The following is an 18,414-nucleotide window of genomic DNA, read 5'->3' as shown; positions in this document are numbered from 1 at the left end:
CCACCGCGCCCGGTGACCTGCACGCTGGTGACCGGCGACGTGAAGTCGCGAGTGTCCTCACGTGCTGCCACCCCGAGCAGCACTCTGTTGAGTGGCAAGAATGCCGCAGCGGCAATTAGGAGCGATCCCTTCGGTGCGCTCGGCAAGTTCTTCCTCGGCCCGCTCAAGGAACTTCTCAACCGGAAAAGACGGTGTTGAACCAGCTCACGGACAGAACCGGTCGGCGGTCTACACGATCGACGGGAGAACCTTCGTGACGTACCGGAGGGTCTTCGCCGAACGCCCGCCAGAGCTCACGCTCATCACGGTCTCCAGTCAGATCTCTGACAGGAATCAGGACATCGTCATCCGGAACAATTTGAAGCTTGACCCGCCACAAGTTCGGAGTCTGTGGCGACGTCAGTCCGCACCGAACGGCGGTTTCGGCCCATCCCCAGCAGGGAACAGCGACCTCCATGGCACTTCGCGTCGCAGTCACCGGACCGACCGGGGAGATCGGGATCTCCACGATTGAGGCTCTCGAGGCGCACCCCGATGTCACGCAGATCATCGGCATGGCCCGGCGACCTTTCGACCCGACCGACCGCGGCTGGACGAAGACGGTGTACCGGCAGGGCGACATTCTGGACCGGGCAGCCGTCAATGCACTGGTGAAGGACGTCGACGTGGTTGTCCATCTCGCCTTCATCATCATGGGCACGCGGGAGGAGAGCGCCAGGATCAACCTCGCCGGCACCCGCAACGTCTTCGAGGCCACCGTGGCCGGTGGGCCGCGCCGCCTCGTGTACACCTCGTCGGTGGCGGCGTACGGCTACCACCGCGATAATCCGGTGCCCATCACTGAGGACGTGCCCACTCGTGGCACGCCGGAGCACTATTACTCCGAACAGAAGGCCGCATGCGAGCACGCGCTGGCCGAGGCCACCGAAGGTTCGTCTTTGGAGGTATATGTGCTTCGGCCGTGCATCGTCGCCGGGCCCAAGGCGCCCGCACTGGCCGAGGCCATGCCGTGGAATCAATTGCCCGGGGCGGTGCGTCGACTCACTCAAGCGGTGCCGGTGCTTAAACCCCCGATGCCCGACCCTGGCACGCCGGTGCAGTTGGTGCACCACGATGACGTCGCGTCGGCGATCGCCCTGGCGGTCACCACCACGACTGCGCCGCCCGGGGCGTACAACATCGCCGGCGACGGACTGGTGACGATGTCGGACGTCGGCCGGGCGCTCGGTGCCAGGCCGATCAAGGTGCCGCACGTCGCGGCGGTGGCCACCTCGGAGGTGTTGGCGCGCTTGCCTTTCGTGCCCTCGGCACTGGAGTGGTTGCATGCCGGCCGGGCATCGACGGTGATGGACACCAGCAAGGCCAGAGATCAACTCGGCTGGCGGCCCAAGTACAGCGCCGCTGAAACGCTGTCCGCACTGGCCGATGCCGTCAGCTGACTTCGGATCAGTCGGTCTTGGCACTGACGGGGGTGCCGAGTCTGGCACGTGGCTGTCGGGGCTGCTTCTGTGAAAGATCGTGTCGTGGGATCGCGCAGGTAAGCGGCGGCGGGGCCGGTGGGCTTTGTGCTGCTGGCTGCATGCTCGGCCTCGTTGAACTCGGGTCCGCTGCCGCTGCGGCGGGTATCTGAGACCGCGTTGACGGGCGGCCCGGCGCGGTTCGACTACGTCGCACTCGATCGGATCCTGCCGGCTCTTTGTCGCCCGTCTGGGAACGGGCGAGCTGATCGATGTCGACGTTCGAGCCCACGCCGTAAGCGGGCCACCCTTCGAGTGGTAGAGCAAGAGGCTGCGGCACTTGAGGACTCCACCCAAAGCGAGTCGTGCGAGACACGGCAGTTGATGGATACCGTAGCCGGCGTTGATGAGTTCGTCGACGAACTAGGCCACCGCCCCGGGGCCGTAATGCGGCGCCCGCATAGCCAATACGGTCTTCGCAGTGTTCAGGTGCAGCAGTTCGGGTCGAGGACCGAGCACAGTGCCACCAAGGATTCGCGGCTCGGTTTGTGATATATGTTCGTGCCGCGCCGTTCCGATTCCACAAGACCCGCCCGCCGCAACTGCGAAAGGTGATGACTCACAGTCGATTCGCTCAGATCAACCGCCGCGGCCAAGTCGCTACTGCATTCCTCCCCGGCTTGGCTGCCGAACAGCAGCGACACCAACTTGACTCGCACCGGATCGGCCAGCGCCTTGAGGCGCAGCGCAATCTCCAGCGCGGCATCGTCGTTCAGCGGGCCGGCCGCAACGGGCGCGCAACAGACCGGAGCGGAGATATCGAGGACAGGCAACGCCTTGGGCATGCCAATTATCCTGCCACACAATGTTGACATATATCGAAGTTTGGCATGATCCGGCTCCAGATGGTTCGACATTGCGCCGAAACGGTTAGGAGGTCGTCATGTCCCGGATCCAATTGCCGCTCAACTCGTCGGTGGCGCACTGGGATTGGCGTTGGCGGTAACTCTTTACCTCGACGTCACCGAGACTGCCGACGACGCAGTCGTGCCGCACGACACCATGTCCACTCCGCCCACGGAGTTGCCGCGATGAGCAACCCTCTGTGCTGTTCCTCTGCACGTACAAGGCGGGCCGTTCGCAGACGGCGATGGGCAGGATAGCTCTTGCCCGACCCTGCCGGTCAAACCGTTGACGCGGTGCGACCGATCCGGGGCGAGACCGGGCACCACGTGCGCGGACTTCTGAATCAACTCGGCGTGCTGACAGCTGGGGCGGAGTGCCCCAAAGTCGGGTTGCTATTAGGGGGTCGTGAAGGGATCGAAGAAGGAGACGCTGCCGAAGCCGGCAGAAGCGTCGTACGTCGACCAGGTCGGGATATCGAGCACCGGCGTCAGAATCTTGAAGGAAACTCTGTTGCCGGATGCCGAAGGCATGTCGGCGTAGTAGGTGCCGAACCCTGTATTGCCGAAGTAGGTGTAGTTGAAGACGGAGCCGACAGGTGGGACATCACCGGTGCCGGTTCCGGGGGTGCCGCTGGTGACCTTGGTTACCAGAATCGCTTGACTGTAGGTGCCGTACATATCCAGCTGGGTCGCTATGTCGGCGTCGAAGCTTCCCTGCTGTACGCCCGCCGCATCGTAGATACCGAACTGCTGGTAGCCCTGGATCTGAATCTCTCTGGGCGGCAGACCATTTACGCCACTTGGTACCAGGTTCGAAATGGGCAAAAGGCTGTACCCATCAGGGCCAGGCAATCGCCTCACCGGGGGCAGCGCCGATGCGTCGAGAAGATTCAGCGGGAAGGTGCCGATGTTCGACACCGTGCCGTCTTTCACCAAGATCGTCGAAACCTTGTTTCCGAACGGAGAGGGCAACGACGAATACACGGCATACGTGTTGGGATCAGCCTCGTACATGACGTTGAACACCGACCCCACGGGCGGTACGTCGCCAGCCTTTGTCCCGGCTGTTCCCTGAGTAACTTTGGTGACCAGTATTGCCTCAGTCGTCACACCCATGACGTCCGCAGTGGGAGTGAAGACGCCCTCGAAACTCCCCACCGTGTTACCGGCCGAGTCGCGGATATCGAATACTTGATGGCCTTGCACCGTTGTGTAGTACGGCAGGAATCCGCTTGTGCCGACGATTGTTTCGCCCGTGGAATCGGCGGGAACGATGCTGTATCCGTTGCCCAGGTTGATCGGTGTGTTGTCGACGGTGTGGTCAGCGATGCCCTTGGCCGCGTCGAAACCGAACGGAAGCGGGATGTCACCGAACGGCGTTAGGAGCTTGAACGTGACGAGATGGCTGGGCGATGACGCCAGGGCCGAGTAAGACCAGCCGAACCCACCGAACAGGTCGAACCGGGAGATCAACGAGCCGACCGGCGGAACTTGACCCGGTTCGGTACCAACATTGATTCCATCGTTTGAGGTGACCAATAGCTCGACATACTTACTTCCCAAGTTGAACGGACTTCCCGTGCTCACCAGGGCGCCAAAGCTTCCCACGTTCTCGTTGGTGGTGGGATCGACCACGTTGTATAGCTGCTGTCCCTGAACGAGGGTTGGTCCACCCGGCCAAAACGTCCACTGTCCGTAGAACGAGGTGACCACTTCAGTCGAGCCGGGCACCAGGTTGTAACCGTTGAACGGTAGCGTCTGGTTCAGTGTCGACACGGTCGGTCCGATATGGACTGCGATCGACACTGCACGAAATGCCGCTTGCGCGATACCTATCAACGAAGATGCGACGGCCACATAGATCTCGTTGAGGGAGGGTTTCGGCTTCAGCGCGTAAGGATCCACCGAAGTGTTCTGCGCCGCTGATGCCGAGGTCGGCGTCACCGACGCAACCGCGGCGGGCGTGCTGACGGTTTGGGCGGCCGTGGTGAGCGGCATGATCAACCGACGGGCGCGGGGCGCCGCTGTCGCAGTGTCGCGCGGCGCCGAACCGGCCTGCACGGCCTCGGTGTTCACGCTGGCGACCGTCGAGTTCGCGGCAGGCGCTTTCACCGGTTTGGCCATGGTGCTCGCCGTCGAATCTCGGAGAACTTGCTTCGCTGCGGGGGTGCGGTCGGCGGTCTGGGCGGTTCGCGGATGCGCTGGACTGTGCGACGGCGAAGTTCCTACGGAGTGCTTGGAGGAGTCTGGAGATTCGGAGTCGGCCGCGGCGATCGCGCATCCGGCAAACGCCACGGTTCCCACACCGAGAGCCACCGCCAGACCGCCCACCCGGCCGATCCAGCTCGAAGGCTCCCACGAAGCGCTCATCGGTTGACACCATTCTTTCGTTCCACCGCTTTCTCGGGAAGCAGAGACTGCTGGTTCCGAGATGTGCAGCCGGGGAACTCGCCATCAGGCGAACCGCCCGTACTGCGCTTAGTCGGATGCTTTGGGCACCACACTAGTGGGAAGAAGCCTGCGGCACCGGACTTTTCACGGCGAAGTTCGGCAGGTGCCGTCAGCGCCGGGGTCCGCAGCGCTAACAGTGGAGCAGTTGGAGGCCCTGCACCGTGGGGCGACTGGCCGGCCTATGCGGCAGTCCGACGACCGGGATGAGGCGGCGCGAGCCGGCGACGGTCGCTGAGTCGTACTCAACAGAGATGGCGCAGGGTTCAACAGAGCCGCAATCTGCGCTCAAGTTAATTAAATGGACTGCCGGAGCGTTCGGCCGCGAGGAGCTGGTCGCCGTTAGGACCGTTCACTCGGTCAACGCCGCACTGAGTTCACGGGTGACTGCGGCAAGCTGCTCACCCATGCGGATGACGTCGCTCCCACTCATCGGCTCGGCGCTTGGAACAAGGCTCAGCATCAAGGCAATTCGGGAATCCGGCTGCAGGATCGGGGAGTCGATATGGCTCACGTCGTAGGTGCCGTCCGGCTCCACGCTGACGGGCAGCCACTCCTCCTGGTGGATCAGCTCGTCGGTCAACGCCTGCGCCAGCTCGCTGAGCCGGGTGGAGCGCACTTCGGCGCTTCGCACGATCAACGCCAGTTCCTGCAGACGTAGGTCCGGCAGAAGGTGAAGGCCGACGGCATAACCGCGATGCGCGGTGGCGGCGATGGCTTGGCGGTAGCGGTCGCGCACATCCTCGGGCAGGGCAGCCAGCCAACGATCGCGAGCCTGCGCGCCGGCCCAGGCGACCGTCGACGTGCCGTAGGGCGGCCGATGCGGAAACTGTGTACCGATCGGCATCGGGTGACCGCCACCGAGCCGGCTTCGGACTTGGTCGACGACGGTGGAGTAGTCGTCGCCGACCGAGAACGCGACGCAATGCGCACCCGTCGTCGTCGACAGCTCGACCATCGCGGACCGCGCCAGCGCCAGCGCCGGATAGTGCCCGGCCGCCTCCCGTCCGAGGCGGACCAGCGCGGGGCCCAGGTGATAGGTCTTGCGAACCGGGTCGCGCAGCAGCCAGCCGGCCTGCAGAAGCTCCGACAGCATCGAGTGGCAGCTGGCTTTGTGCACGCTCAAGTGACGCGAGACCTCAGCCAGCGTCAGGCCCTTGCTTCCGTCGCCGGCCAGGTGCTCGAACAGGTTCACCACCCGCGCGGTCTGCGGAGATGGACGGGGTGGCATCTGCCGATGGTCGCATAATGCGACTGGTTGCGGTGTTATACGCGACCATGTGACGATGCCCACAATGAATGACCTACGAGGCAACGTCGCCGTCGTAACCGGGGGTGCGGGCGGGATCGGCCGCGCGATGGGCAGACGGTTCGGCCAAGAAGGCATGAAGGTGGTGCTGGCCGACGTCCTCCCAGATCCGCTCGACGAGGCAACCCGAGCGTTGACGGACGAGGGCATCGAGGCGATCGGTGTGGTCACCGACGTGACCGACTACTCCTCGGTGGAGGCGCTCGCCAAGCAGGCGCTCGATCGCTTCGGCGCCGTGCATCTGGTGTGCAACAACGCCGGCACCGGGGCGGTCTCCGAGGGGTACATGTGGGAGCACGACCTCGCCGACTGGCGCTGGGGCATCGACGTCAATGTGCTCGGCGTCATCCACGGCATCAAGGCGTTCGTGCCGATCCTGCTCGAGCAGGGTGAAGGCCACGTGGTGAACACGTGTTCGGGCAATGGGGGATTCGCGCCGATCGCTCGTGGTGCGATGGGCGGGCCGGCCACTGCCGTCTATCCGATGACCAAGGCCGCCGTGCTGTGCCTCACCGAAAGTCTTTACACGCACCTGGAAATGACGGGCACCGGTGTGCGGGCGCACGTGCTGTTCCCGGGCGGCTTCTTGAACACCGGTATCTGGGAGTCGTGGCGGCATCGCCCGCAGCAGTACGCGGCAACCCAAGAACGCCGCACCCCCGATCAGACACTGGCGCGAGTGGTGGACCGATTCGAATCCGCAGGCGTGCACATCGAATTCACGCCGCTGGAGACCGTCGCCGACCAGGTTGTCGAGGGAATTCGGGCGGACCGCTTCTGGATGATGGGACCGCCCGCTCCGTCGGATGACGTGGTGAGCAAAAAGGCGGCATCGATCATCACCCGCGGCGAGCCCGACTACCTCGTCGACGTTCTCGGCAAGAGCGCCGCGAAGACAGCCGCAACCGAAGGAGGAAAGTGATGAGCGCCAACGAGGTTCGCTACGGCCCGCGTCCGCCTGAGGCACGCGTCGACCACGAGATCGACGCCACCAAGGCGCCCATCGCCACCGAGGCCGTCACGGTCACGTACCTCACCGATCCGGACATCGTCGCCGCGGTACTGCCCAAGCCGCTGGAACCGGCGGCCGAGCCCCTGGTGCGAATCTCGCTGCAGCGGGTGCAGATCGACGGCAGGCCACCCTTCGGATCGGCGGTGTTCTCGGTGACGGCCCGTCATGGCGATGTCGAAGGCGACTACCCGCTGTTCATGCCGCAGTCCACCGAACAGTCTGTCACCGGCGGACGGGAGACGTTCGGCGAGCCGAAGAAACTGGCCGACATCCGTGTCGACCGCGACGCTGACGTCGTCACCGCAACCGTTGCCCGGCTGGGTTATCCGCTCATCACCGTGCGCGGTCGCGTCACCGGGCCGGCGGAGTTGCCGCCCGATCAGGTGAACACCGAGTTCTACTTCAAGTTCCTGCGCGCCCCGGACGGCGACGGCATCACCGACCCGCATCTGGTGTACGGCGAATATCACCGGCACTACGAGGTGCTGGAGAACATCGACGGCACTGTCGAGCTGGGAGAGTCGCCGCTGGATCCGGTGGCCGATATCGTTGTGCGGGAGATCAAGTCGATCACCTGGTGCCGTCGGCGCACCGTGCAGGTGGGCAGGATCGCCGAACGAGTGCCTGCCGAGTGGCTGTTGCCCTATGTGCACCAGCGTTACGACGACGTGGCGCTGCTCGCCGCGCCGACGCCCGAGCCGACCCGGGTGTAGCCGATGGACCGGTACACCGTCATTTCGGCCGACTGCCACGCCGGTGCCGACCTGCTCGATTATCGCGACTATCTCGATCCAGACTTTCGCGACGAATTCGACAGCTGGGCAAAGACATACGTCAACCCGTTCGCTGACCTCGCCGATGCTGATGCCGAACGCAACTGGGACAGCGATCGCCGCAATGCGGACTTGGACGCCGAAGGTGTCGCGGGAGAGGTCATCTACCCCAACACCATTCCGCCGTTCTTCCCGTCGTCGAGCCTGGCGGCCACGCCACCGGTGACCGCGCGCGAGCTGGAATTACGCTGCGCCGGCCTGCGTGCACACAACCGGTGGCTCGCCGACTTCTGTTCCCTCTCACCCGAGCGGCGTGCCGGGGTGGGACAGGTCATGCTCCAAGACCTCGACGGCGCCGTCGGCGAGATCAAGCAGATCGCCAAACTTGGTCTGCGCGGCGGTGTTCTGCTACCCGGTATCCCGCCCGGCTCGACGATCCCGCAGCTCTACGCCGAGCATTGGGAACCGCTGTGGGCGGCGTGCGCCGAGGCGGGCGTCGTGGTCAACCACCACGGCGGAAACGCCGGACCGAGCCCGCTCGATGGCTGGGGCAGCTCGTTCGCGATATGGGTGTACGAAACGCACTGGTTCGCCCATCGAGCGCTGTGGCACTTGATCTTCAGTGGCGCCATGGATCGCCATCCAGACCTCACCGTCGTCTTCACCGAGCAAGGTGCCGGGTGGATCCCGGCCACTCTGGACTCGCTCGACGTCGCGGCGGCCCGCTACGCGCGCGAGGGCTCGGCGATCGCCCGCTTCGCCGGCCCCACCGCCGGATCGCTGAGCCTCAAGCCCAGCGAGTTCTGGTCCCGGCAGTGCTATGTCGGTGCCAGTTTCATGCGTCCCGTGGAATGCGCCGAGCGTCATGACATCGGCGTCGACCGCATCATGTGGGGAAGTGACTATCCGCATCTGGAAGGGACGGGTTTCTTCACCCGAGAAGCATTGCGCTACACCTTCTCCGACGTTCCTGCCGAAGAGGTGGCGGCCATGCTCGGCGGGAACGCGGCCGCTGTCTACGGTTTCGACCTGGCGGCCTTGCAGCCCCTGGCCGATCGCATCGGCCCGACGGTGGCCGAGGTGGCCGAGCCGCTGGCCGAGGTACCCGCGGGTGCAAGCAGCACCGTCTTCGAGCCCGATCCCATTCGCACCTGGTAATCGAGAGGACCCTCATGAACAACGCGGCCCCGTACCTCATCATCTCCGCAGACACTCACGCCGAACTTCCCACCGAGATGTACCGCGAGTACGTCGACCGCGAGTATCGGGAGGACTTCGAGGCATATCTCGCCGAAAAGCAAGCGGCGGCACAGGCCGGCGGGTTCATCGACGAAGAATTCGCGCAAACCTGGTTCGAGGAACACGGCGAGGGCATCACCGGTGGGTGGGACGTCCGGCAACGAGACAAAGAACTCGACGGCGACGGCGTGGCCGGTGAAGTCATCTTCCCCGACGCCGACGCGGTGACAGGGGTCGCCGGCGCACCCTTTGGTGCCGGTTTGGGCCAATCAGGAGATTTGGACCCGGGCCGTGCCATGGCGGGGGCGCGGGCGCACAACCGCTGGCTGGCCGAGTTGTGCAGCCACAGCCCGGAACGGCGGGCCGGGGTTGCGGTGATCCCGATCCTCGCCGACGTTGACGCGGCGGTGGCCGAGATCAACCGCGCCGCCGAGTCGGGGCTGCGGGGCGGGATCTTGATCCCGGTGCTGTGGGGTGACTACCCGCCCTACCACGATCGGCGCTACGACAAGGTCTGGGCCGCTTGCCAGGACCTGAACATGCCGGTGCACACCCACGTTGGTCCGGCCCCGAGTGCGGACTACGGACAACACCTGGGCATCTACACCACCGAGGTGCGGTGGTGGGGAGCCAGGCCGCTGTGGTTCGCCTTGTGGGCCGGGGTATTCGAGCGTTTTCCGCAACTGCGTTGGGGCGCCACTGAGTGCGGTGCGTTCTGGGCCAACGATCTGCTCTGGCTGATGGACACCCGCTTTCTGCGCGAGCACTCGGCGAAGAAGATGAGCAAGCTGCTCGAGGGCGATCTGACGATGCCGCCCTCGGCGTACTTCGACCGGAACTGCTTCATCGGGGCCACCACCACCGAGCGCCGGGAACTGGCCCGCCGATACGAAATCGGTGTCCCGAACATATTGTGGGGCAACGACTATCCCCACCCGGAAGGAACTTGGCCGAACACCCGCAAGTGGCTGCGGCACACCTTCTGGGACATCCCCATCGACGAGACTCGGCAGATGCTGGGGCTGGCCGCGGCCGAGATCTACAACTTCGACCAGAAGGCGCTCGCGCCGCTGGTGCAGCGCATCGGCCCCACGCCCGCGGACCTCGGCCAGGACGACGCGGTGAGTATCCCCAAGTGGGAGATGGCGCGCCAGGCCGGACGGCACTGGCTCAATGAGACGGAGCCGCTGGCCGACCTGGTGGAGAACTGATCGATGAGCTCGGCCGACGAGCCGCACCTGAAGGTCGAGCGCGATGGCAGCGTCGTCGTGCTGACGATGAACAACCCGCGTCGGCAGAACGCCCTGACGCCGTCGATGCTCATGTTGATGGCCCAGGCCTGGGACGAGATCGACGCCGACGATGGCATCCGCGCGGCGATCCTGACCGGGGAGGGCTCGTCGTATTGCGTGGGTGGAGATCTCGCCGACGGATGGATGGTTCGCGGGCCGTCCGACAAGGGTTCCGCGCCGCGGCCGGAACGCCCGTCTGAGGGCAGCGTCATCACCGACGGCCTGCTATTGACCCGTTCGTTGGCCAAGCCGCTGATCGCGGCCGTCAATGGGGCGTGCCTGGGCGGCGGCTGTGAGATGTTGCAGCAGACCGATATTCGGGTGGCCGAGGAACATGCCGTATTCGGGCTGCCGGAGGCGTGGTGGGGGCTGATCGCCGGCGCCGGATCGACGGTTCGCCTGAAGCGCCAAATTCCCTACACCAAGGCGATGGAGATGATTCTGACCGGCGAGCCGTTGACGGCCGCGGAGGCCTATCACTTCGGTCTGGTCGGTCATGTCGTTCCCACGGGTCGATCGCTGGAGAAGGCACGCGAGCTCGCGGCGAAGGTGTGCGCGAACGGTCCACTGGCAGTGCGGAACGCGAAGGCATCCATCGTGGCCACTGGCTGGCTCGACGAGGCCGACGCCCGTCAGATCGAACAGCGACTCGTCGTGGAAGTCATGCGCTCCGAGGACGCCAAGGAAGGACTCGCGGCGTTCACAGACAAACGTGCGCCGCGATTCACGGGACGATAAGGGGGTTGGCATGGAACACGCTGGACCGCTGAGCGGTATCCGCGTCCTGGAGCTGTCACTCGCGCTCACCGGTCCCTACATCGGCGCTCTCTTCGCCGATCAGGGCGCCGACGTGGTGAAGGTGGAGCGGCCGGACATCGGCGACATCCTGCGCTGGATCGGCCCGAGCGTGAACGGGTTGAGTGCCGTCTTTCGGGTGTGCAACCGCGGTAAGAAGTCGATCGCGGTCGATGTCCGCACGGACGCCGGACGGGAGATCGCGCTCGAACTGGCGGCACAGGCGGATGTGGTGATCCAAAACTTCCGGCCCGGCGTGGCCGATCGGCTTGGCCTCGGCTACTCCGACGTGGTCGCGGTCAACCCCGACGTCGTCTACACCTCACTCACCGGATTTGGTGAGGTCGGGCCGTATCGCGACCGCAGCGCGTACGACACGGTGATTCAGGCCTACGGCGGTGTCGCGTCCAGCCAAGCGTCGCCTGACGTCGGGGAGCCGATCTTCCTTCAGCAGGTGATCGCCGACAAGGTCACCGCGCTGTATGCCAGCCAGGCCGTGACCGCCGCGTTGTTCGCCCGCGCGAGCGGACGCGGGGGACAGCATGTGCACGTTTCGATGGTCGATGCGGTCGTGTCGTTCCTGTGGACGGATGCGGCAGGCAACGAAGTCCTGCTCGACTCGGACAACTCTCAACCGTCAAGTTTCACATCAGGATTCAAGCCGTTCCGGTTCATCGACGGATGGGGCGTGGTGACGCCGATTTCGGATTCGGACTTCACGGGCATGTGCCGTTGCCTGGATGCGCCCGGTGCCGATGATCCCCGGCTGCGCACCGCCGACCTGCGCAACCAGCATCGCCCGTTGATGGCCGAGGTGATGGCGGCGTGTTACGCCGGTGCGGAGAAGCTGACGGTGCGTCAGGCGACCGAGAGGTTCGAAGCCGCGGACGTGCCGTACGCGATGATCGTGCCACCCTCCGAGCTGCCGGACGACCCGCACGCGATCGCGATGGGGTTGTTCGAGGAACGTGACGACCCCGTCGTCGGACGAGTGCGCATCCCACGGCATCCCGCAATCTTCGACGGAACTCCGGCCCAGCTGGCCGGTCCCGCACCGAAATTGGGTGAACACACCAGGGAAGTACTCGACATCGTCGGCCGCGCCCACGAGGAGGACACGCTGCGGGGGTCGGGCGTCATCGCGTGAGCGCGAAAGCTAGACCGCGATAGCCTCCACGACGCTGATGGGGCCGACGGTATCCACCACCTGATTCAGCCGAAATCCGGTCTGGGTGAACAGTCGGCCGTATTCGGCAGCGGTCCGTTCGCGGGCATTGGCGACGACGAGCATCTCGATATCCACCCATTTACCGTGAAAATTTCTGTCGTGGTCCGGAATGACGAACTCGATCAACAGCACTCGTGCGTTCGGGCCGGCAGCCGCGCGCACAGTACGGAGGATGCGCACTGCGTCGTCGTCGGGCCAATCGTGGATCACGTTCTTGAGCACATAAGCGTCCGCGCCGGCAGGGACTGCATCGAAGAACGAGCCGCCGACGATGTGGACGCGCTTCTCAATTCCGTGCTTTCTGAGCAAAGCCGGCGCTTTCGCGACAACCTCAGGCAGGTCGAAGAGCACTCCCCGTGCCTGTGGCGCGGATTCGAGAATGGCGGTGAGCAATCGGCCATGCCCACCGCCGACATCCACGATGGTGTCGAAGCCGGTGAAGTCGTACGCGGCGACCACCGGCGCGATCGCGAAGTCGGAGACGCCAGTCATCGCCGCGTTGAAGATCTCCGCGAGTTCGGCTTCGCCGGCGAGGTATTCGAAGACGGGTTTACCGCGCACCGCGGGCACCACCGCATTTCCCGTCCGGATGGCGTCGGTCAGATGACTCCAATGCTCTCGGTGTTGCGGCGACCCCACCCATCGGGCCATGCCGGCCATCGAGACCGGAGACTCGGTTCGCAACGTGTCCGCGAGCGCGTTCAGTTCGTAGCGGCCGTCGCGCCGCTTCCGGAAGATACCGATTCCGATCAACGCGCGCAGTACCCGCTTGAGCGCATCTGCATCGACGCCGAGCTGGCGTGCCAATTCGTCGCCCGACGCAGGACCGTCTTCCAGCGCATCGGCGACTCCTAAATCGACTGCAGCAGTGATACTTTGAGCGATCCATGCGCCCATCATCAGTTCCATCATCACGGCGGCCGGCGGTGCCGCATGGTGGTCGAGACGAGACATAAGATGGCGAGCTCTTTCGACTGCTCGCGAGACCGAAGCCGGTGGCACTCTGGTGGATATCACGTGACAATCCCTTCTCGGTTGTGACCGTCGCCGTCGGGCGTCCGAACCGTAGCCCCGCTCCAGCCTTATTGCAAGTGGTTACTTGCAATAAGATGGGCCGGTGCCCAAACGCATCGATGAAGACCAGCTGTTCGAGACGACGGTCGCCGTCCTCGCCGAGTCCGGCTATCGCGCCACCACCACCCAGGAGATCGCGGCGCGGGCGGGGGTCAACGAGGCGACCCTGTTCCGTAGGTACCGCGCGAAGGGCGCGCTGATCAACGCGGCCCTGACGCACGTCTTGGCCGATTCACCGTTTGCGCGCGTGGGCGTCAGTGCCGATGTGACGGCGGATCTGGCCGCACTGGTGCGGGCATACGTCGACACCGCCGACAAGTACGGCGGTGTGGTCGCGACCCTTCTCGGGGAGGTGCCGCGCACTCCCGAACTGCGCGGTGCGATGGCGGCGCTCATGCCCAATCTTCGCAACGCCGCGGAAGTCATTGCCGCGCATCAGCAGAACGGGAACCTGTCCGTGGGTGACCCGCTGCAGAAGTTGATTGCGTTGATCGGGCCCCTATTGGTCTTCGGCCTCTGGGCGCGCACCGGGGCTGAGCCGACCGTCCCCTCGATTGACGCGGGCAGTGTAGTCGCTGACTTTCTGGACGGGCATCGAGCTCGACGCTAATCGGTGTGAAGGGGCGGCACCCCGAGTTCCTTCGCCGGCGCGCTGAGATAGCGCTGGACGCTGGGGCCGATCAGTGTGGTCACCTCGTCGGCGGTCAACGTCGACAACGGCGGCACCTGCATGACGTAGCGGAGCATCGCCGTGCCGACGAGGCTGGTCGCCGCGAGCATGGCCCGAAGCCGCGCCTCGTCCGTGCCGCCCAGCGCATCGGCGACAGCGGTCATCACGTAACTGTGCAAGAAGTCCCGAAATGCTTCGTGCGCATCGCTATTCGAGGTTGCGGACTGCAGCATCGACACCATACTCGCAGCGGTGTCGGGTTGCTCCCAGATGCTCAGATAGGCGCGGACGATGCGAAAACCCAACTCGTCGTCATCGCCGGCTGTCAACTGGTCGGTGAAGAGGTTCGGGTCGAGAACCAGCTTCATCGACTCGCGGAACAATTCCGCCTTTGAACCGAACAGATAGAGCACCATCGACGGGTCCACATGCGCCTCGTCGGCGATCGCGCGCAATGTCGTCTTCTCGTAGCCCTGTTGGGCGAACTGGCGCTTGGCTGCGCGCAGGACGACGTCCCGTGAGACAGGTTCGCCATGGCGCCTGCCTCGTCGCTTCTCCATCGTCGCACGTGAAGGCATATTCAGACGGTATCATTTCAACGGCTATTGAAATACGTCGCCGCGAGGTTTACGCTCGCGTCATGATTTCATCCGCCGTTGAAAAAAGCGCTGACGGTGCCACTCGCAGCCAGGCGGCGGCGGTCGCTTGGCTCGGCGCCGGCGCGATCACTGTCGGCATCGGCGTGGCCTTGGCGCACGGAACGCCGACAGCAGAAGCCGACTCCGGGCACAGCGGCAAAAGCAGCACTGCGGCGACCGGTGATCCTGGGCCGGCAGCGCCGACCGGCCAGGGCTTCGGCTCGCCGAAAGCGAAGGTGGTAAAGCCAATTCAGGCGTCCGGCGGTGTCGACCGCACGATCGTCTCGGCGAGTCGGATACCGCATGCGGCCGCGGTCGCCGATCGGCGGCACGTGATGCCGCCCCCGAGATTGTCGGTAGCCCATGATGTTCTGGGCTGGGTCGGTCGCGAGGTGCGCTACACACTGTTCAACAAGCCTCCGGTGATCACACCCGTCCAACACTCCGAAGATCCCGTCACCGGTGTCGTGGCCGGCGATCTTCACGGTGGAGGCGCGCCGGCCGGAGGTGTGGCCTATACGGTCGGCCAACCCGGTAACGCGGTGGTGCGCGTCAACCCCGACGGCACCTTCAGCGTCACACCCGACGCGGATACCGCACACCTGGGCGGTTCGGTGAGCTTCAGCGTCACCGCAGACAACGGCCGCCTCTACCGGCTGCCCGGTCTTCTCGGCCGCATCCAAGCAGTAATCCATTCGTACGCACAGCGATTCGGTGTCAGTGGGCCTGACGCCACCACCACGGTGGTGACTGTCGAGGTCGCGCCGATCAACAAGCCGCCGACCATTTCCGGTTATTCAGATGACATGCCGGCCGCGGACGGCACTGTCTCGGGCCGTATCGACGCCAGTGATCCGAATCAGGACATTCTCCAGTTCGTCGGACCGGCCACAAGCGCGCTCGGGGCCCTGATCACCATCGAGCCGGACGGTTCGTTCACGTATGCGCCCACGGCCGAGATCCGCCATGCCGCAGCCGCGGACAACGCGCCGGATGCCGCCAAAACGGACAGCTTCACCGTCACCGTTAACGACGGCTACGGCGGTTCCACCGCCCGGACGATCAGCGTGCCCGTGAGCCCGGCCAACGCGAATCCGGTTGGCGGTGCGGTGACCGATCTGGCAGTGGACGAGATCATTGGGTTTGTCGGTGGAACCGTCACCGGGGTCACCGATCCCGATCTGGACACGCTGAGCTACAGCTCGAGTCCCACCAGCGTGGGCGGCGGTTTCGTCGACGTCTTCGGTGACGGCTCGTTCACCTACAACCCGACGGCCGACCAACGGCACCTGGCAGCGGCTTTGGGGGCACCGTTCTCGGTGACCCATGACAGCTTCACCATCTCGGTCTCGGATGGCCACGGCGGGAGCACGGCAATCACTGTGGTCGTCCCTGTTCCGCCTGAAGCGGATGAACCGCCGACCGGCGTTGCAGCAGGCTGATCAACTCCACCAAAGCGATGTGATGGCCGGGCGTGTCACGCCATCGAGAACTGTTCGTGCATCACAACCACGCTGGCGACGCGCTGTAGGCCGCCCTCCACCGCGATGCGCTGATCGTCGGGGACGTCCAGCAGGTGGTCGAGTGCCGTGGTCACCTTCTTCATGTCGTAGATCGGCTGATCCTTGGCGGCCCGGGATGCGAACGTGTCTCGGTAGAAGGCCAGCATCGGGTCGTCGGGGTTCCGGGTCGGAGGTGTCGTGAACGGATGCTTCTGGCGGTCATAGACCTCGGGTATCAACACGTCCTTGGTCGCCTCACGCAGGACGTGCTTCTCGCGAATGCCCTTGACCTTCATGGTCACCGGCACGCGGGCCGCGACCTCGGCAACGCGATGGTCCAGAAACGGCACCCGTCCTTCGATGGAATGCGCCATCTCCATTCGGTCGGCGAGGTAATTCAGGATGAAGTTCGGCAACACGGTTTTGGCGTTGACGTAGAGCATTTGATTCAGGCGGTCGCGGCCGGCGATGCGTTGCGCCAGCGGCAAACGGTCCAGCGCCGAGACCAGCGGCCGGTACTCCTTGACGTAGGAGGGCAGATCATCACGAAGTAACGGCCCTACGCTATTGGTTTGCGTCGCAGCCACATTGAGCGTCGCCGGGAGCCAGCCTAGCCTGCGCTCCACCGCCTGCATCTCCGTGCTGCTCACCTGCTGCGGCATCATCAACGCCCGCGTCGCCGCATTGGCACCCAGCATCTGATCGAGCAGCACCGACCTCTCGGCGGCGCTTAACGTCGGGTCGTCATTCAACGCATCGACCCGGAAGAACGGATAGCCACCCAGCATTTCGTCGGAGCCTTCACCGGTGAACACCACTTTGATGCCCGCGGCTTGAACGGCCCGGCTGAGCAGATACTTGGCGATACCGTGGCCATTGAACATCTGCGTCTCGGCATGCCAGACCGCGTCGGCGAATGCTTCGGCGATCTCACGGCCGGTGATGGGGATCGGATGGTATTCCGCCCCAACGTGTTTGGCTTGAGCCTCGGCGATGGTGGCTTCGTCATACAGCGGGTTCTCGAACGTCAGCGTGAACGCGCGGATCGGCCGGTCCATCTCCTGCTGCGCAAGCCCGAGTACCGGGCACGAGTCGATGCCGCCACTCAAGTACGAGGCCACCTCGACATCGGCGACGAGGCGCTGCCGGACGGACTCACGTAACGCTTCGCGAAACTCCTCGACGACCTCCGCTTCGGTGCGCCGGTCTGCCCGCGTCTGCTCCGCGGTCGGCATCTCCCAATCCCAATACGGATAGATGCGGACACCACCGTGCGGGCCACGGCATAGCAGCCCGGCGGCACCGTGCTGATCCCGGCGAACTCCGTCTTCTCGTGAGTCCTGCCGAATCCGCCCGTCGCGCCCTCGAGATCCCACGCGGCCGGTACGCCAAGGGCCAGAAGCGCTTTGATCTCGGAGGCGAAGAACACCTCGCCGTTCACCACGGCGTAGTAGAGCGGCTTCACCCCGAAGCGGTCACGGATCGCAAACATCGCCCGTTGACGTTCATCGGCGATGATCACCGCGAATTCACCCCGCAGCAGCGCAGGTGCTTGCATCCCGCGCTCGTGGTACAGATGGAGCGCAATTTCGCTGTCACTCTCGGTGGCGAAGCGGTAACCGTTCGCCCGCAGATGCTCACGGATCTCGCGGTAACCGTAGAACTCGCCGTTGACCACCATGTGAACCGCGCCGTCCGGGCTCGTCATGGGTTGGGTGCCGTTGTTCAAGCCGATGATCGACAAGCGCGTGTGCCCGAGCGTCCACTGTCCGTCACGGGACGTCCATGTGCCGGTACCGTCCGGCCCGCGATGCTCCAGGAGTTTCAGGGCCGCGTCACGTCGATCAGTCGGAAGGTTCCGACGCGTCATCGTGGCGAAAATTCCGCACATATGTCTCCTCCGACATCGTCGTCGTACACCGAGCGGGGAGAGCCGAACGGTGGAGCTGTCCGTCAGTCCAACCTAACGCCACGCCACCGCGGGCTGTTCCGCCAGAAACTGCGTCAGAAATTCGTGGGAGACTTCTCAAAGCGGAAAGGGGCGTCGCGATGGTCTCGAGACACTCGCTCAG

The 18,414-nt window shown here is 64.7% G+C and carries 15 protein-coding genes and 1 pseudogene; 9 read left to right on the top strand and 7 right to left on the bottom strand.

Annotation, left to right across the window (positions count from 1 at the left end):
- The first annotated feature begins 455 nt into the window (after positions 1-455).
- A complete protein-coding gene (locus tag K0O64_RS16805) occupies positions 456-1,439 on the top strand; it encodes an NAD-dependent epimerase/dehydratase family protein (RefSeq protein WP_071944023.1) in 984 nt (327 codons plus the stop codon).
- Between the two features lie 503 nt (positions 1,440-1,942).
- Here the strand turns inward: K0O64_RS16805 and K0O64_RS16800 are convergent.
- From K0O64_RS16800 to K0O64_RS16790, 3 genes are all read right to left on the bottom strand, one after another.
- Positions 1,943-2,302: an Rv2640c family ArsR-like transcriptional regulator gene (locus K0O64_RS16800; RefSeq protein WP_071944025.1), complete on the bottom strand. Its 360-nt coding sequence runs from the start codon at positions 2,300-2,302 to the stop codon at positions 1,943-1,945.
- A 456-nt stretch (positions 2,303-2,758) separates the two neighbouring features.
- The gene (locus K0O64_RS16795; RefSeq protein WP_099973835.1) at positions 2,759-4,732 is read right to left on the bottom strand and encodes a hypothetical protein; all 1,974 of its coding nucleotides are present in this window, start codon (positions 4,730-4,732) and stop codon (positions 2,759-2,761) included.
- A 430-nt stretch (positions 4,733-5,162) separates the two neighbouring features.
- Positions 5,163-6,041 (bottom strand): IclR family transcriptional regulator, encoded by an 879-nt coding sequence (locus K0O64_RS16790; protein WP_071944029.1) that lies wholly within the window; start codon positions 6,039-6,041, stop codon positions 5,163-5,165.
- Positions 6,042-6,105: 64 nt separating this feature from the next.
- Between K0O64_RS16790 and K0O64_RS16785 the strand changes: the two genes are divergently transcribed.
- From K0O64_RS16785 to K0O64_RS16760, 6 genes are read left to right on the top strand one after another with little or no spacing between them, the layout of a single operon-like run.
- Entirely contained in the window at positions 6,106-7,041 is a 936-nt protein-coding gene (locus K0O64_RS16785; RefSeq protein WP_071944031.1) for an SDR family oxidoreductase, read from the top strand.
- Positions 7,041-7,844 (top strand): acetoacetate decarboxylase family protein, encoded by an 804-nt coding sequence (locus K0O64_RS16780; RefSeq protein ID WP_071944033.1) that lies wholly within the window; start codon positions 7,041-7,043, stop codon positions 7,842-7,844. Before K0O64_RS16785 ends, K0O64_RS16780 begins: the two co-directional genes overlap by 1 nt.
- Positions 7,845-7,847: 3 nt before the next feature.
- On the top strand, positions 7,848-9,062 hold the full coding sequence (locus K0O64_RS16775) for an amidohydrolase family protein (protein WP_071944035.1): 1,215 nt from the start codon (positions 7,848-7,850) through the stop codon (positions 9,060-9,062).
- Between the two features lie 14 nt (positions 9,063-9,076).
- A complete protein-coding gene (locus K0O64_RS16770) occupies positions 9,077-10,354 on the top strand; it encodes an amidohydrolase family protein (RefSeq protein ID WP_071944037.1) in 1,278 nt (425 codons plus the stop codon).
- Positions 10,355-10,357: 3 nt separating this feature from the next.
- A complete protein-coding gene (locus tag K0O64_RS16765) occupies positions 10,358-11,173 on the top strand; it encodes an enoyl-CoA hydratase-related protein (RefSeq protein WP_071944039.1) in 816 nt (271 codons plus the stop codon).
- Between the two features lie 10 nt (positions 11,174-11,183).
- Complete coding sequence (locus K0O64_RS16760; RefSeq protein WP_071944041.1) at positions 11,184-12,377, top strand: CaiB/BaiF CoA transferase family protein; 1,194 nt, start codon at positions 11,184-11,186, stop codon at positions 12,375-12,377.
- 9 nt (positions 12,378-12,386) lie between these two features.
- Here K0O64_RS16760 and K0O64_RS16755 read toward each other — a convergent pair whose 3' ends face one another.
- Positions 12,387-13,412, bottom strand: coding sequence for a methyltransferase (locus K0O64_RS16755; protein ID WP_096311604.1), 1,026 nt, complete (start codon positions 13,410-13,412; stop codon positions 12,387-12,389).
- 163 nt (positions 13,413-13,575) lie between these two features.
- On the opposite strand from K0O64_RS16755, the gene K0O64_RS16750 reads away from it, so the two are divergent.
- Positions 13,576-14,142: a TetR/AcrR family transcriptional regulator gene (locus K0O64_RS16750; RefSeq protein WP_071944046.1), complete on the top strand. Its 567-nt coding sequence runs from the start codon at positions 13,576-13,578 to the stop codon at positions 14,140-14,142.
- On the opposite strand, the gene K0O64_RS16745 is transcribed toward K0O64_RS16750, so the two are convergent.
- Positions 14,139-14,780, bottom strand: a complete 642-nt coding sequence (locus K0O64_RS16745; protein WP_071944048.1) for a TetR/AcrR family transcriptional regulator — start codon at positions 14,778-14,780, stop codon at positions 14,139-14,141. The genes K0O64_RS16750 and K0O64_RS16745 overlap by 4 nt on opposite strands.
- Before the next feature lie 62 nt (positions 14,781-14,842).
- On the opposite strand from K0O64_RS16745, the gene K0O64_RS16740 reads away from it, so the two are divergent.
- A complete protein-coding gene (locus tag K0O64_RS16740; protein WP_071944050.1) occupies positions 14,843-16,282 on the top strand; it encodes a cadherin-like domain-containing protein in 1,440 nt (479 codons plus the stop codon).
- 35 nt (positions 16,283-16,317) lie between these two features.
- On the opposite strand, the gene K0O64_RS16735 is transcribed toward K0O64_RS16740, so the two are convergent.
- Both K0O64_RS16735 and K0O64_RS29925 read right to left on the bottom strand, forming a co-directional pair.
- Positions 16,318-17,577 carry an asparagine synthetase B family protein gene (locus tag K0O64_RS16735; RefSeq protein ID WP_225933474.1) on the bottom strand — a complete coding sequence of 420 codons (1,260 nt, stop codon included), beginning with the start codon at positions 17,575-17,577 and terminating at the stop codon, positions 16,318-16,320.
- A 101-nt stretch (positions 17,578-17,678) separates the two neighbouring features.
- Positions 17,679-18,212 (bottom strand): annotated as a pseudogene (locus tag K0O64_RS29925) (asparagine synthase (glutamine-hydrolyzing)); the annotation flags it as partial.
- Positions 18,213-18,414 lie beyond the last annotated feature (202 nt).

Origin of the sequence: Mycolicibacterium pallens (assembly GCF_019456675.1) — a bacterium.
Classification (GTDB): Bacteria; Actinomycetota; Actinomycetes; order Mycobacteriales; family Mycobacteriaceae; genus Mycobacterium; species Mycobacterium crocinum.
This window is presented reverse-complemented; position numbering and strand designations above follow the sequence as displayed.